General features: G+C 37.1%; 17 protein-coding genes. 14 read left to right on the top strand and 3 right to left on the bottom strand.

What is annotated here, in order from left to right:
• Window positions 1-8 precede the first annotated feature (8 nt).
• The 13 genes from atpA to LF20184_RS08105 all read left to right on the top strand — a co-directional run bounded on the left by atpA (window position 9) and on the right by LF20184_RS08105 (window position 10,399).
• Window positions 9-1,553 carry a F0F1 ATP synthase subunit alpha gene (gene atpA / locus LF20184_RS08165; protein ID WP_010020171.1) on the top strand — a complete coding sequence of 515 codons (1,545 nt, stop codon included), beginning with the start codon at window positions 9-11 and terminating at the stop codon, window positions 1,551-1,553.
• A 17-nt stretch (window positions 1,554-1,570) separates the two neighbouring features.
• On the top strand, window positions 1,571-2,488 hold the full coding sequence (locus LF20184_RS08160) for a F0F1 ATP synthase subunit gamma (protein ID WP_010020168.1): 918 nt from the start codon (window positions 1,571-1,573) through the stop codon (window positions 2,486-2,488).
• Between the two features lie 20 nt (window positions 2,489-2,508).
• Window positions 2,509-3,960, top strand: coding sequence for a F0F1 ATP synthase subunit beta (atpD, locus tag LF20184_RS08155; protein WP_010020167.1), 1,452 nt, complete (start codon window positions 2,509-2,511; stop codon window positions 3,958-3,960).
• Between the two features lie 17 nt (window positions 3,961-3,977).
• The gene (locus tag LF20184_RS08150; RefSeq protein ID WP_010020166.1) at window positions 3,978-4,406 is read left to right on the top strand and encodes a F0F1 ATP synthase subunit epsilon; all 429 of its coding nucleotides are present in this window, start codon (window positions 3,978-3,980) and stop codon (window positions 4,404-4,406) included.
• A 115-nt stretch (window positions 4,407-4,521) separates the two neighbouring features.
• Window positions 4,522-4,752, top strand: a complete 231-nt coding sequence (locus tag LF20184_RS08145) for a DUF1146 family protein (protein ID WP_010020165.1) — start codon at window positions 4,522-4,524, stop codon at window positions 4,750-4,752.
• Window positions 4,753-4,780: 28 nt separating this feature from the next.
• Window positions 4,781-6,103, top strand: a complete 1,323-nt coding sequence (gene murA / locus LF20184_RS08140; protein WP_010020164.1) for a UDP-N-acetylglucosamine 1-carboxyvinyltransferase — start codon at window positions 4,781-4,783, stop codon at window positions 6,101-6,103.
• Between the two features lie 105 nt (window positions 6,104-6,208).
• Window positions 6,209-7,198: a rod shape-determining protein gene (gene mreB / locus LF20184_RS08135; protein WP_010020163.1), complete on the top strand. Its 990-nt coding sequence runs from the start codon at window positions 6,209-6,211 to the stop codon at window positions 7,196-7,198.
• A gap of 8 nt (window positions 7,199-7,206) precedes the next feature.
• Window positions 7,207-7,389, top strand: coding sequence for a DNA-directed RNA polymerase subunit beta (locus LF20184_RS08130; protein ID WP_010020162.1), 183 nt, complete (start codon window positions 7,207-7,209; stop codon window positions 7,387-7,389).
• A gap of 4 nt (window positions 7,390-7,393) precedes the next feature.
• A complete protein-coding gene (gene yidD, locus LF20184_RS08125) occupies window positions 7,394-7,687 on the top strand; it encodes a membrane protein insertion efficiency factor YidD (protein ID WP_010020160.1) in 294 nt (97 codons plus the stop codon).
• 10 nt (window positions 7,688-7,697) lie between these two features.
• Complete coding sequence (locus LF20184_RS08120; protein ID WP_010020158.1) at window positions 7,698-7,919, top strand: DUF2969 family protein; 222 nt, start codon at window positions 7,698-7,700, stop codon at window positions 7,917-7,919.
• 11 nt (window positions 7,920-7,930) lie between these two features.
• Entirely contained in the window at window positions 7,931-9,133 is a 1,203-nt protein-coding gene (locus tag LF20184_RS08115) for an FtsW/RodA/SpoVE family cell cycle protein (RefSeq protein ID WP_056945167.1), read from the top strand.
• An 8-nt stretch (window positions 9,134-9,141) separates the two neighbouring features.
• Window positions 9,142-9,438: a glycine cleavage system H family protein gene (locus LF20184_RS08110; RefSeq protein ID WP_010020156.1), complete on the top strand. Its 297-nt coding sequence runs from the start codon at window positions 9,142-9,144 to the stop codon at window positions 9,436-9,438.
• A gap of 103 nt (window positions 9,439-9,541) precedes the next feature.
• Complete coding sequence (locus tag LF20184_RS08105; protein WP_010020155.1) at window positions 9,542-10,399, top strand: helix-turn-helix domain-containing protein; 858 nt, start codon at window positions 9,542-9,544, stop codon at window positions 10,397-10,399.
• A gap of 79 nt (window positions 10,400-10,478) precedes the next feature.
• Here LF20184_RS08105 and LF20184_RS08100 read toward each other — a convergent pair whose 3' ends face one another.
• From LF20184_RS08100 to LF20184_RS08090, 3 genes are all read right to left on the bottom strand, one after another.
• A complete protein-coding gene (locus tag LF20184_RS08100) occupies window positions 10,479-10,952 on the bottom strand; it encodes a universal stress protein (RefSeq protein WP_010020154.1) in 474 nt (157 codons plus the stop codon).
• An 87-nt stretch (window positions 10,953-11,039) separates the two neighbouring features.
• Window positions 11,040-11,318, bottom strand: a complete 279-nt coding sequence (locus LF20184_RS08095; RefSeq protein ID WP_010020152.1) for a hypothetical protein — start codon at window positions 11,316-11,318, stop codon at window positions 11,040-11,042.
• Complete coding sequence (locus LF20184_RS08090) at window positions 11,308-12,612, bottom strand: replication-associated recombination protein A (RefSeq protein WP_010020150.1); 1,305 nt, start codon at window positions 12,610-12,612, stop codon at window positions 11,308-11,310. Before LF20184_RS08090 ends, LF20184_RS08095 begins: the two co-directional genes overlap by 11 nt.
• Window positions 12,613-12,663: 51 nt before the next feature.
• Here LF20184_RS08090 and LF20184_RS08085 point away from each other — a divergent pair, with 51 nt between their 5' ends.
• Window positions 12,664-13,269: a DUF1054 family protein gene (locus LF20184_RS08085; RefSeq protein WP_010020149.1), complete on the top strand. Its 606-nt coding sequence runs from the start codon at window positions 12,664-12,666 to the stop codon at window positions 13,267-13,269.
• The last annotated feature ends 118 nt before the right edge of the window (window positions 13,270-13,387 follow it).

The raw sequence follows: 13,387 nt of genomic DNA, 5'->3' as shown, positions 1-13,387 counted from the left end.
TGAAAAGAATGAGCATCAAAACTGAAGAGATTAGTTCACTGATCAAAGAACAGTTAAAGAACTATAAAAATGAACTCTCAGTTGATGAAGTAGGTACAGTTACATACGTCGGTGATGGTATTGCTCGTGCTAATGGCCTTGAAAATGCTATGGCAAGTGAATTGCTAGAATTCCAAGACGGTACTTTTGGTGTAGCTCAAAACCTTGAAAGTGATGATGTTGGTATCATCATTCTAGGTAATTACGATAAAATTCGTGAAGGCGATACTGTTAAGAGAACAGGTCGTATCATGGAAGTTCCAGTCGGAGACGAAATGATTGGACGTGTCGTAAATTCTTTGGGTCAACCAGTTGATGGACTTGGAGAAATCAAGACAGACAAGACAAGACCTATTGAATCACCTGCACCCGGTGTTATGCAACGTAAGTCAGTTTTTGAACCTCTACAAACAGGTTTGAAATCAGTTGACTCACTTGTTCCTATTGGTCGTGGTCAACGTGAGTTGATCATTGGTGACCGTAAAACTGGTAAAACATCAATTGCTATTGATACAATTCTTAATCAAAAAGATGAAGATATGATTTGTATCTATGTTGCGATTGGACAAAAGGAATCAACAATTAGAGCCCAAGTTGAAACTCTAAGAAAGCATGGCGCAATGGATTACACTATCGTTGTTGAAGCTGGTCCTAGTCAACCAGCACCTATGCTTTACTTTGCACCATATGCTGGTGCTGCAATGGGTGAATATTTCATGTATAACGGCAAGCATGTTTTGATCGTCTATGATGATTTAAGCAAGCAAGCTAATGCTTATCGTGAAATATCACTATTGCTTCGTAGACCACCTGGGCGTGAAGCATATCCCGGTGATGTTTTCTACTTGCACTCACGTTTGCTAGAACGTGCTGCTAAGTTGAGTGATGCTTTAGGTGGCGGTTCAATGACTGCTCTACCTATTGTTGAAACACAAGCCGGTGATGTGTCAGCCTATATTCCAACTAACGTAATTTCTATCACTGATGGACAGATTTTCTTGAGTAGTGATATGTTCCACTCAGGTACACGTCCAGCTATTGATGCTGGTACTTCTGTTTCTCGTGTTGGTGGGGATGCCCAAATTAAGGCTATGAAGAAAGTTGCTGGTACTTTACGTCTAGATCTTTCTTCATATCACGAATTGGAATCATTCGCTCAATTCGGTTCAGATCTTGATGAAGCTACAAAGGCAAAACTAGATCGTGGTCGTCGTACAGAAGAAGTTCTAAAACAACCTGTACACTCACCCGTATCTGTTCAAAAACAAGTTTTGATTTTGTTTGCTTTGACAAGAGGATTCTTGGATAAGATCGATGTAGATAATATTAAAGAATATGAAACTTCACTTTCTGAATATTTCGATGCAAACCATGCAGATCTTTTACAAACAATCAAAGAAAAAGGTACATTGCCTGACGAAGATAAGTTTAAAGCTGCTGTAAAAGACTTTACAGAAAACTTCTTAGCTTCAAAATCAGGAACAGATTCAGATAGCAAGCAAGCAGAAAAATAATACAGGAGGTTTAAATTATGGCTGAGTCCCTTATGGATATTAAAAGAAGAATTTCTTCTACTAAGAAAACCGGTCAAATCACAAAGGCCATGCAAATGGTATCTGGTGCTAAACTCTCTCGTATTGAAAAGAAATCTATTGCTTATCAATTGTATGAAAAAAAGGTTGAAGATATTGTTAGACATTTGAAAGCAGCTGATGTTTTCAAAGAATTGTCAGTCGCTGATGATTCCGATGATCCATTGAGTCTAAACAGTCTTTTAAAAGTTCGTGAAGTCAAAAAGACCGCCTACGTTGTTATTACTAGTGACCGTGGTCTTGTTGGTGGATACAATAGTAATATTTTGAAAGCTATGATGGAGTTGTTTGAAACAAAATATCATGGTGATCAAAGCAAGTTTACTATCATTTCCTTAGGTGCTACTGGAACAGAATTCTTCAAAGCACGTGGATATGACGTATCGTATGAATATCGTGGTTTACCTGATATTCCAACAGTTAAAGATATCACTCCAATCATGAAGACGATTCTACAAATGTATCAAGCAGAATTGTTCGATGAAATTGATATTTGTCATAATCATCACGTGAACTCATTAGTTTCTGAATTTACTAATCAAAAACTTTTGCCTTTGGCTGATCCTGATGACGTTACACCAGAAGAACAACAAGTTGCGACTGAATACATCACAGAACCAAACCCTAAAGCAGTTCTATCTGCAATTGTGCCTCAATATATTGAGTGTTTAGTTTTAGGAGCAATGATGGATGCAAAAACAGCAGAGCATGCCGCTTCTGTAACAGCTATGAAGAGTGCCAGTGATAATGCTGATGATCTTATTTCAAGTTTGTCACTACATTATAACCGTGCTCGTCAGGCTCAAATCACAACAGAGATCACCGAAATTATCGGTGGTGCTGCTGCACTTGAATAGTTTAGAAAGGAGCCAAATTAATGAGTAGCAAAGGTAAAGTTATTCAGGTAATCGGTCCAGTTGTCGATGTTGAATTTTCTTTAGATGCAGATTTGCCAGAAATCAATGATGCTCTTAAAGTTAAAAAAAGCGACGGATCAGAGATTACCCTCGAAGTTGCTCTAGAACTAGGTGATGGCGCCTTGCGTGCTATTTCCATGAGTTCTACTGATGGACTTCAAAGAGGTGCACAAGTACTTAACACAGCCAAACCTATTTCTGTACCAGTTGGTAAAGAAACTTTAGGTCGTGTGTTTAATGTTTTAGGTGAATCTATCGATGGAGGCAAGGAATTCCCTGCTGACTTTAGAAGAGATAGTATCCACAAACAAGCACCTGCTTATGATCAATTAAATACATCAACAGAAGTTCTTGAAACAGGAATCAAAGTTATCGACCTTCTCGAACCTTACGTTCGTGGTGGTAAAGTTGGTTTGTTCGGTGGTGCCGGTGTTGGTAAAACCGTTTTGATTCAAGAGTTAATTCACAATATCGCTGAAGAACATGGTGGTATTTCTGTATTTACTGGTGTTGGTGAAAGAACACGTGAAGGTAATGACCTTTATTATGAAATGAAGGAATCCGGTGTTCTTGCTAAGACAGCCATGGTTTATGGACAAATGAACGAATCACCTGGTGCTCGTATGCGTGTTGCCTTAACAGGTTTGACAATTGCTGAGTACTTCCGTGATGTTGAAGGACAAGATGTTCTATTGTTTATCGATAACATCTTTAGATTTACACAAGCTGGTTCAGAAGTTTCTGCCTTGCTTGGTCGTATGCCTTCAGCCGTTGGTTACCAACCAACATTAGCTACAGAAATGGGTCAATTGCAAGAACGTATTACATCAACTAAGAAGGGTTCAATCACTTCTATTCAAGCTGTTTATGTTCCTGCCGATGATTATACTGATCCTGCTCCAGCTACAACATTCGCCCACTTGGATGCAACTACTAACTTGGAACGTAGATTGACACAACAAGGTATTTACCCAGCTGTTGATCCACTAGCTTCAACATCTTCAGCTCTTGATCCAGCAATCGTTGGTCAAGAACACTATGATGTTGCTACACAAGTTCAAGAAGTTCTTCAAAGATATCATGAACTTCAAGATATCATTTCTATTTTGGGTATGGACGAATTGTCTGATGAAGAAAAGACAGTCGTTGCTCGTGCAAGACGTATTCAATTCTTCTTGTCACAAAACTTCAGTGTTGCTGAACAATTTACTGGTAAGCCAGGTTCTTATGTTCCTGTTTCAGAAACAGTTAAGGACTTCCGTGCTATCCTTGACGGTAAATACGATGATGTTCCAGAAGATGCCTTCAACGGTGTTGGTGGAATTCAAGACGTTATCGACAAGGCTAAAGACATGGGCTGGACACCAGCTGATGGCCAAGATGAAAATACTGATCAAGCAGTTGCCAATTAACGATAGGAGGAGATAATATGGCTGAAAACATTATGACGGTCAATATTGTTACTCCCGATGGTGTTGTTTATGATCATCATGCAAAACTCGTTGTTATAAGTACCATTGATGGTGAAATTGGTGTCATGGCTCATCATGCTCCAATCATCGCCCCTTTGGTTATTGATGAAGTTCGTGTCCGTCGTGTGGATAAGCCTCATCATGAAGATTCAATTGCTGTAAACGGCGGGTTCTTGGAGTTTAGCAATGATCTAGTATCAATCGTCGCCAACAGTGCTGAAAGAGCTAGAGACATTGATTTAAGACGTGCAGAATATGCTAAGCAAAAAGCCGAAGATACTATCAAAGTTGCGGAAGAGAAACACAACGTTGATGAATTGGCTCGTGCTCAAGTATCCTTGCGTAAGGCTATTAATAGAATTAACGTAAGTTCGCATAGAAATTAACTTAAAGGATTAGGGAAACCTAATCCTTTTTCTTTTAAATAATTTTAAAGTATTTGATAACTAACGGAATAATTTAGGCAAAAATGTTACTATCTAGAAAAGTGAGGTTTATAAAATGACAAATATCGGAATAAATGCCATAATAACGCTTATAAGTCATGTTATATTTATTTGGATCAGCTTCAACGTTTTGCAAGTGGTTGATTGGAAAAAGATTTATAACAAAACCAACCCTAAAATGTTACAATTACTTGTAGCGTTTATTGCAATCGCTCTAGGTTATACAGTTAGTTCGTTTTTCATGAGCATTTTTAGTTTAGCTCGAAATATAACCTTACTTTTTTAAATGATCCCAGGTTTTGGAGGAGAATATTGTGCAACAAATAATCGTTAATGGACCTACGCAATTAAAAGGAACTGTCAGAATTGAAGGTGCAAAAAATGCCGCTTTACCAATTTTAGCGGCGACTATTTTAGCATCAAAAGGTAAAACCTTCTTGACTAATATCCCTCCGTTATCGGATGTAATAACGATGTCTAAAGTTTTAAAAGCTCTAAATGCTGAAGTTTCTTACGATGAAGCAGATGAGATTTTGACTGTCGATACATCTAATGGAACTGCTACGACTGCACCAGAAGACTTAGTGGACAAGATGCGTGCTTCGATTGTTGTCTTAGGACCTCTCCTAGCTCGTAACAAGGAAGCTCATGTCGCAATGCCTGGTGGCTGTGCAATTGGTTCTAGACCGATAGATTTGCATCTCAAGGGACTAGAAGCTATGGGTGCACAATTCAGCCAAAGAGGCGGTTTTATTGACGCAAAAACTGATGGTTTACATGGAGCTAACATTTATCTAGACTTTCCAAGTGTTGGTGCAACACAAAACATTATGATGGCAGCTACTTTAGCCGATGGTGAAACGGTTATCGACAATGCCGCCAGAGAACCCGAGATTGTTGATCTTGCTAATATTTTGAGCAAGATGGGTGCAGACGTTACAGGAGCCGGTACTAATACCGTAAGAATCAAGGGAGTATCTGCCTTACATGGATGTGAACATTCAATTATGCAAGATCGTATTGAAGCGGGTACTTTCATGGTTGCTGCTGCTGTAACAAATGGTGACATCTTCATCAAAGATGCCGTCGGTGCTCACAATCGTCCTTTGATTTCCAAATTGATTGAAATGGGAGTTTCAATTGAAGAAACTGACGAAGGAATTCACGTTGTTGGAACTAATCAACTAAAACCAGTTGACGTTAAAACAATGCCACATCCTGGTTTTCCAACTGATATGCAAGCTCAAATGACTTTGGCTCAATTATTAAGTGTGGGAACTACTGTTATGACAGAAACAGTTTTTGAAAATAGATTCATGCATTTCCCAGAATTTGGAAAAATGAAGGCCGACTATAAGATTGAAGGTAATTCAGTTATTATGTTTGGTCCAGCACAGTTAAGTGGTGCTAACGTTGCTGCTACTGATTTACGTGCTGCTGCAGCACTAGTATTGGCAGGATTAGTTGCTGAAGGTGAGACTAGAGTTTCTAACCTTCAATATTTGGACCGTGGATATTATCATTTCACTGAAAAGTTAAGAGATTTAGGTGCTAAGATCAGAAGAGTCTCAATCGATGAATCTGGTAGAGAAAGATTAGTATTGAATACAATACCAAGTGTTACAAAATTGGCTTAAAGTTCGCTTAAGGAAGTGGAAATACCACTTTCTTTTTTTATTGGCAATTTAATGATTAGGCTGGTTATGATATACTTTTTGTGTTCAGATTTTGGAGGATATAGTATGTCGAAATATCTAGGAATTGATTTAGGTACAGCAAATGTACTGATTGATGTCAAAGGTGAAGGAATTGTCTTAAATGAACCTTCAGTTGTGGCAATCAATACGAATAATAATGATGTAGTAGCAGTTGGTAAGGACGCTTATATGATGGTTGGTAGAACTCCAGCTAACATTAAGGCCATTCGCCCCTTAAAAGATGGTGTAATTGCCGACTTTGATATTACTGAAAAGATGCTTCAATATTTTATTGAAAAACTAAATGTTGGTGGACGTTTTTCGAAGCCAACAATTATGATTTGTGCACCTACAAACGTAACGCCGGTTGAGCAAAAGTCAATCATCGAAGCAGCCGAACAAGCTGGTGGCGGTAAGGTATATCTTCAATTAGAGCCAAAAGTCGCTGCAGTCGGTGCTGGTTTGGATATTTTCAAGCCACAAGGAAATATGGTTATTGATATCGGTGGTGGTACTAGTGATATCGCCGTCATCTCAATGGGTGATATTGTAACGAGTCAATCGCTTCGTTTCGCTGGTGATAAGATGACTGGTGCCATTCAAGCTTACATTAAACAACACCACAACTTGATTATTGGTGAAAGAACAGCCGAACAAATCAAGATGGAAATTGGTTGTGTAATGGACGCTGACGAAAGCAAAACATTCTCTGCTAGTGGAATTGATATTGTTTCTGGATTGCCAAAAGAAATCACTACTAATGAAGTAGAGATTCAAGAAGCACTATCAGATGGTATCGATCAAATTGTTATCGCTGCAAAGAATGTTTTGGAACAAACACCTCCAGAACTATCTGGTGATATCATTGACCGAGGCATCATGCTAACTGGTGGTGGCGCTTTGTTGAAGAACTTGGACAAGTTATTGTCTGAAAAGCTTCAAGTGCCAGTTCTCTTGACTGATAGTCCACTAGATTCTGTTGCTTTAGGTACAGGTGTATTATTGGATCATATCGAAAAACATCAAAAATACTAGGGTGAAAAATGAAAAGAGACTTTGGTAAAGAATATCGTCATGATATTTTTAAAAAAATTGGCTGGGTATTATTATTAATGCTCATCTTCTTGGTTTTAGGTATGTTGATTGGATCAGCACTAGGTGGGTCTAATCCATTAGCTGTATTGTGGCCAGGAACTTGGATGCACATGTTTGAATTTTTAAGGTAATTAGATGCTAAAAAAACTTTTAATTGGAATAGTTCGTTTTTATCAGAAATTTATTTCGCCAGTTTTACCACCTAGTTGTCGTTATTATCCGACATGTTCGACTTACTTTATTGATGCGGTTAAAAAACATGGTGGAATTTTAGGTACGATAATGGGATTAGCACGTATTTTGCGTTGTAATCCTTTTGTTCGTGGTGGGGTAGACCCAGTACCTGATAATTTCACTATTTTTAGAAATCCTCATCCTGAAAAATACGAAGATGAAATTATCGCCAAGAAATTTCATAGCAAAGAATAGGAAAGATTTAATGTCTAGTAGAAAAAAAACAGTTGAAATCAACTTAAAAGATATCAGTAGCGATCCTGAAACTTATGAACTTTGGGACCGTAAAAAATATATTGGTACCATCAAAAAAGATGGAGACCGTTACCTTTCATTTGTTGAAAGCAACGATACTCCCTTCAAATCAGTAAAATTGGACGATGCAATCAATGAATTGTTAATGCAATATAATTTACATAATCATTAGCAGGTGTAAATATGCAAATAAGAGAAAATAGAAAAAAGAATGATGTGGATTCTCGAATCGATTACGGAATTATTTTTTCGGTAATGATGCTTGCGATGATTGGACTTATGTCTATTTACGTAGCTACGATTCAGGACTCACAAAATCCATTAAGAAATGTAGTTTCACAACTAGCATGGTATGTTATCGGTGCGATTGGGATAGCCATTATCATGCAATTTGATGCGGAGCAACTGTGGCAAGTGGCAAATTATGCTTACTTTGCCGGGATTGCTTTGCTGTTCTTAGTTTTGATTTTTTATAGCCGCTCTTATGCCGCAAGTACTGGTGCCAAGAGTTGGTTTGCGATTGGATCGTTTACGTTTCAGCCGTCTGAAGTAATGAAACCAGCATATATACTGATGCTGGGGAAAGTTATTACGAATCATAACAGTGAATATCAAGTTCACACCATAAAAAATGACTTCATCTTATTGGGCAAATTATTCTTGTGGACTCTACCAGTCATGGTTCTTTTGAAGTTGCAAAATGATTTTGGTACTATCTTGGTTTTCGTGGCCATCTTAGGTGGAATGATTTTGGTATCTGGAATCGATTGGCGAATCCTCTTAACTGGTTTTCTGATTGTTGCCGTTATCGGTGGAACAGCTCTGTTATTTGCAACGACTGATTGGGGCCGTGAGATCTTAGGTCATTTTGGCTTTAGATCTTATCAATTCGCCCGTATCGATAGTTGGCGTAATCCGTCAGCTGATACATCGGAAAATGGTTATCAGATCTGGCAGAATATGAAAGCTATCGGTTCTGGTAAGTTGTTTGGTAAGGGCTTTAACGTTTCTAACGTTTATGTGCCTGTTCGTGAGTCTGATATGATTTTCTCAGTTATTGGTGAGAACTTTGGTTTTATCGGTTCATGTGTCTTAATTTTGCTTTATTTCTTATTGATTTATCAAATGGTTCAAGTTACTTTTGATACTAAGAATGAATTTTATGCTTACGTATCAACTGGCGTTATCATGATGATTTTGTTCCACGTTTTCGAAAACATTGGTATGAGCGTTGGTTTATTGCCATTAACAGGTATTCCGCTGCCGTTCATCTCGCAAGGTGGATCAGCGTTGTTAGGTAATATGATTGGTATTGGACTAGTCATGTCGATGAGATTCCATCATAAGAGTTATATGTTTGAAAATGGTACTTTTAAGCAAAGGTAGGAATTTTTATGAGTGAAAAGAAAAATTATTATTGGATAAAAAAGGGTGACAAGACAACTCGTATAGGTTTAACTCAAGAGGCTCAAGAGGCTTTAGGGGATGTCAAATATGTCGAACTACCTGATCTAGATTCTGAAATTAAAAAAGGTGAATCTAGTGGTGAGATTGAAGCTCAAAAGGCTGTAATAGAGCTAGAATCACCAGTTGACGGGAAAATCGTCAAGGTGAACGATAAATTAAATGATAATCCTGAATTATTAAATGGTAGTGAAAAAGATGCATGGTTCTTTGAAGTAAATAATTAAATTTTTAAAATTTATCTTTTTATCGTTGCTTATTTCTTGCAACATTTTTTAATAACTGTTTAAATTATCCATGGAATTAATAAATGAATGGGGATAGTTTAGAATGAAAATTTTAGGTGAAAAGATTCGCCACTACAGAAAACTCAGAGGAATTTCTCAATCTGAGTTAGCTGATGGTATTTGTACACAGGCAACTGTCAGCCTGATTGAAAAAAAAGACAAGATTCCAAGCATGGAAATTTTGGTTCGCATTTGTGAAAGACTGGGTATCACAATGAACCTTGTAATCGTCAATGACGATAGTCAAATATATTCCATCATTAGCGATATCAAGAAGTCATTTTATCAAGATGATTTCGAAGGTATCAGTGACAAACTGGGTAAATTAAAAAACATCAATGTCAATAACAAGCAAGAAATCAAGTTGATCCATTTCTTCAATGGATTGATTGAATATGTAACTAGCAAGAATTATGACAAAGCTATTTTTGATTTCAACCGGGCTATGAACGTCAATATTGCTAACGTTGATATGTATGACATTTTGATCGATGTCTTTACTGCTAAGGCCTACATCAATAAGAAGTCAATGGACGAAGCTCGAGTTTATTACAATCAAGCTAAGGATTTGATCAAATCAAGTCTTGACAAGATTGGTGATGAAAATTATCACGATAGCATTTTGATCTATAGCAACATGGCTGATTTGTCATTGAAGCTAGAAGAAAATCAAAAAGCTATGGAATATGCTAACGAAGGTATCTTCATTGCTAGAAGAGAACAAACTTTGTTCAAACTCGATGAAATGTACTGCTACTTGGCAGATGCCGGTACTCGTGAAGGTCAAAAGACTGACGAGGACTACATCAAGGCATATGTGATCTCAAGTATCAGTGAAAATAAAACAGTTTTTGAAAAATTAAAGACTAAAATGAAAGATATGCATTTGAATATCTTTTAAATATAAAAACAATTTATTAATTTCGCTAATCAAAAAGAGGGTCGATTCGTTTAGAATCGATCCTCTTTTTTTGTAGTTACTATTTCTTAGGTTTTTGAATCGTTTGATTGTTCAAGTCAGTTCTTACTACTAAGACATCGCAAGCAGCTGTTCTAGTTACATATTCAGTAACTGAACCAATTAGAAGTCTTTCCATAGCATTAAGACCAGTAGCACCGATCATAATCAAGTCGACACCTAACTTCTTTGGAAAGTCAGTAGCGATGATGGCTTTTGGTGAGCCATATTCAATGCTGTAGTCAATTTCGTCTAATCCAGCATCCTTAGCTGTTTGAACGTACTTCTTAACTGTTTCCTTAGCTTTTTCAGTAATTTGTTCTACCATTGTTGAATCGAAGCTAGAAACGTTTTGGAAAGCTCTAGTATCAATGACGTGGATTAAATGGATCGCAGCTTTATTTCTCTTAGCTACTTCGACAGCCTTCTTAAATGCTAATTCTGCCTCAAATGAACCATCAATTGGTACGAGAATGTTTTTATATTGTTGTAACATAAGTATCACCCCGTTAATGTAATATTACTGCTTTTATAATTTCATTTTAGTTTATTTAGGGAAATAAATACAGTAATCCAACGATATTTAACGTATATTTGCTAAATAAATTGAAAATCCAGCCGCAATTAAACTTCCTAACAATAAAGTAATGAAGTTAGCTTCACGACTTCCGAAAAAGGCAATTGCAATTCCCATGATTGCTACTAAAACCAATAATACAGCCGTATAGCGCATGACGTTTTTGAGCGTCAAATTTTCATCTGGTGAATAAATCAAAAACTTTCCGCTACTGTGTGACCAAAGGATGTAAGCTAAAGCTAATAAAAAAATCACAAAAAAGATCATTAAAATTTTAATTATCATAATTATTCTGGCTCCGTTTCGAATTCTTTTTCCAAGATTGTATTTGTTGGATTCTAAGGTTTAAGGCTTGCTCATATTTACCAGTATCGTTTGGTTGATAGTAATGACGATTACGAAGGTTATTTGGTAAGTATTGTTGCTCGACCCAAGAGTTTGGATAATTGTGGGGATATTTGTATTCAACGCCATGTCCGAGTTTTTTTGCTCCAGAGTAGTGAGCATCTTTAATATCGTCGGGAATGGAATTAGCTTTGCCGCTGCGGACGTCTTCTAATGCCGAATCGATAGCGACCATACCTGAATTTGATTTAGGGCAAAGGCACAAGTCAATGACAGCATCTGCCAAAGGAATCCTAGCTTCAGGTAAACCTACCATTTGAGCAACTTGGCAGGCTTGAACGGCTCTGGCACATGCTTGAGGATTGGCTAACCCGACATCTTCATAGGCACAGACCATCAACCTTCTAATCGCTGAAGTCAAATCGCCAGCTTCTAGTAGTCGAGCTAAATAAAGAATTGCTGCATCGGGGTCGCTGCCACGAATCGATTTTTGGAAAGCAGACATGACATCGTAGTGACTGTCGCCGTCTTTGTCAGAAGAGATAGCTTTTCTTTGAACTGATTCTTCGATAGATTGTAAGTCGATGTGAATTGAATCGTCTTTTTCTTGTTCTGTCGAAAGAACTGACAATTCAAGTCCGTTGAGAATACTTCTTAAATCGCCATTGGTTGAATTAACTAGTAATTCCAAGGCATTTTCATCGAGTTCTACATGATATTTTCCTAAACCGTTCTCTGTGTCATTTAGAGCACGTTTAACAGCTTTTTTAAGGTCATCACTATTAAGTGGCTTCAATTCGAAAATTTGAACTCTAGAGCGGATTGCAGGGCTTATATTGATATAGGGATTTTCAGTGGTAGCACCGATCAAAATAATCGAGCCACTTTCCAGTAAAGGCAATAGAAAATCTTGTTTAGTTTTATCTAAGCGGTGGATTTCGTCGAGCATCAATACGACGGTACCACTCATTTTAGCTTCTTCAGCTACGATTTGTAGGTCTTTTTTAGTATCAGTTGCGGCATTTAGCATGCGAAAGGCATATTTAGTAGAGCCGGCAATAGCACTGGCAATACTAGTTTTACCGATCCCGGGAGGTCCATAAAGGATCATCGAGGATAGCAATTTACTTTCAACCATCCGACGAATAATCTTATGTGGTCCAACTAAATGTTGTTGTCCAACGACTTCATCGATATTAGTAGGGCGCATCCGATATGCTAATGGTTTTTGCATAGCTCCTCCTATATAATTAATATATATATTCTACAACAAAGGATTGAGAACATGTTTGATAAAAATGATTTTAAAGTTTTTGAAGATATGACACTCTCTGGACGTTTAGATTTAATTAAAACAAATCTTGATCCAAAGTTCGAAGTTTTTGGTTCAGATTTATTAAAACATCTAGAAGATGAATACCAACAAAAGTTCTTTATGAAAATAGCTAAGCATCAAAGGAGAACAAAAAATCCACCTCCCGATACATGGTTGGCTATTAATCAAGATAAAAAAGGTTATAAGAAAACACCACATCTAGAACTTGGGCTGTGGCCAGACCGTTATTTTATCACATTTAGTCTCTTAGCAGATATTCGCGACCGTCAAAAATACTATCCAATCTTAGAAAAATATCAAGATCAGATCGTTAAAGAAGGTTGGGGCGTTTCTAATGATCATACCTCTAGTAAATTATTGCCGGCTTTAGACTTTGAAAAAATTATCGCTCATTATCAAAAGGTGAAATCTAGTGATTTAGTAGTTGGTTTTGAATTGTTAAACAGTTCTGAAGAAGTCTTGTCTGGCGATTATGATCAATTATTGCAAGATAAATTTCTACAATTAAGTAAATATTTGGTCAACTTCAATCAAGAGATTTCTACACAAAATTAATTTTTTATTATTAGTTTAATTTGTATAGAGGATATCCTATAATGATGTTGAATTAAGAAGATATTAATTAAGGGATGATGTAGATGAAGATGGAGTGGTACAAATGTGCGGAATTCTG

This window comes from Companilactobacillus farciminis KCTC 3681 = DSM 20184, assembly GCF_002706745.1.
GTDB classification, from domain to species: Bacteria; Bacillota; Bacilli; order Lactobacillales; family Lactobacillaceae; genus Companilactobacillus; species Companilactobacillus farciminis.
Note: the sequence above shows the minus strand (reverse complement) of the source record. Positions and strands in the feature narration are given on the sequence as shown.

Bases quoted from the DNA above. Each gene is read 5' to 3' on its own strand.
- atpA (WP_010020171.1), top strand. From the start codon at position 9: ATGAGCATCAAAACTGAAGAGATTAGTTCACTGATCAAAGAACAGTTA.
- LF20184_RS08160 (WP_010020168.1), top strand. From the start codon at position 1,571: ATGGCTGAGTCCCTTATGGATATTAAAAGAAGAATTTCTTCTACTAAG.
- atpD (WP_010020167.1), top strand. From the start codon at position 2,509: ATGAGTAGCAAAGGTAAAGTTATTCAGGTAATCGGTCCAGTTGTCGAT.
- LF20184_RS08150 (WP_010020166.1), top strand. From the start codon at position 3,978: ATGGCTGAAAACATTATGACGGTCAATATTGTTACTCCCGATGGTGTT.
- LF20184_RS08145 (WP_010020165.1), top strand. From the start codon at position 4,522: ATGACAAATATCGGAATAAATGCCATAATAACGCTTATAAGTCATGTT.
- mreB (WP_010020163.1), top strand. From the start codon at position 6,209: ATGTCGAAATATCTAGGAATTGATTTAGGTACAGCAAATGTACTGATT.
- LF20184_RS08130 (WP_010020162.1), top strand. From the start codon at position 7,207: ATGAAAAGAGACTTTGGTAAAGAATATCGTCATGATATTTTTAAAAAA.
- yidD (WP_010020160.1), top strand. From the start codon at position 7,394: ATGCTAAAAAAACTTTTAATTGGAATAGTTCGTTTTTATCAGAAATTT.
- LF20184_RS08120 (WP_010020158.1), top strand. From the start codon at position 7,698: ATGTCTAGTAGAAAAAAAACAGTTGAAATCAACTTAAAAGATATCAGT.
- LF20184_RS08115 (WP_056945167.1), top strand. From the start codon at position 7,931: ATGCAAATAAGAGAAAATAGAAAAAAGAATGATGTGGATTCTCGAATC.
- LF20184_RS08110 (WP_010020156.1), top strand. From the start codon at position 9,142: ATGAGTGAAAAGAAAAATTATTATTGGATAAAAAAGGGTGACAAGACA.
- LF20184_RS08105 (WP_010020155.1), top strand. From the start codon at position 9,542: ATGAAAATTTTAGGTGAAAAGATTCGCCACTACAGAAAACTCAGAGGA.
- LF20184_RS08100 (WP_010020154.1), bottom strand. From the start codon at position 10,952: ATGTTACAACAATATAAAAACATTCTCGTACCAATTGATGGTTCATTT.
- LF20184_RS08095 (WP_010020152.1), bottom strand. From the start codon at position 11,318: ATGATAATTAAAATTTTAATGATCTTTTTTGTGATTTTTTTATTAGCT.
- LF20184_RS08090 (WP_010020150.1), bottom strand. From the start codon at position 12,612: ATGCAAAAACCATTAGCATATCGGATGCGCCCTACTAATATCGATGAA.
- LF20184_RS08085 (WP_010020149.1), top strand. From the start codon at position 12,664: ATGTTTGATAAAAATGATTTTAAAGTTTTTGAAGATATGACACTCTCT.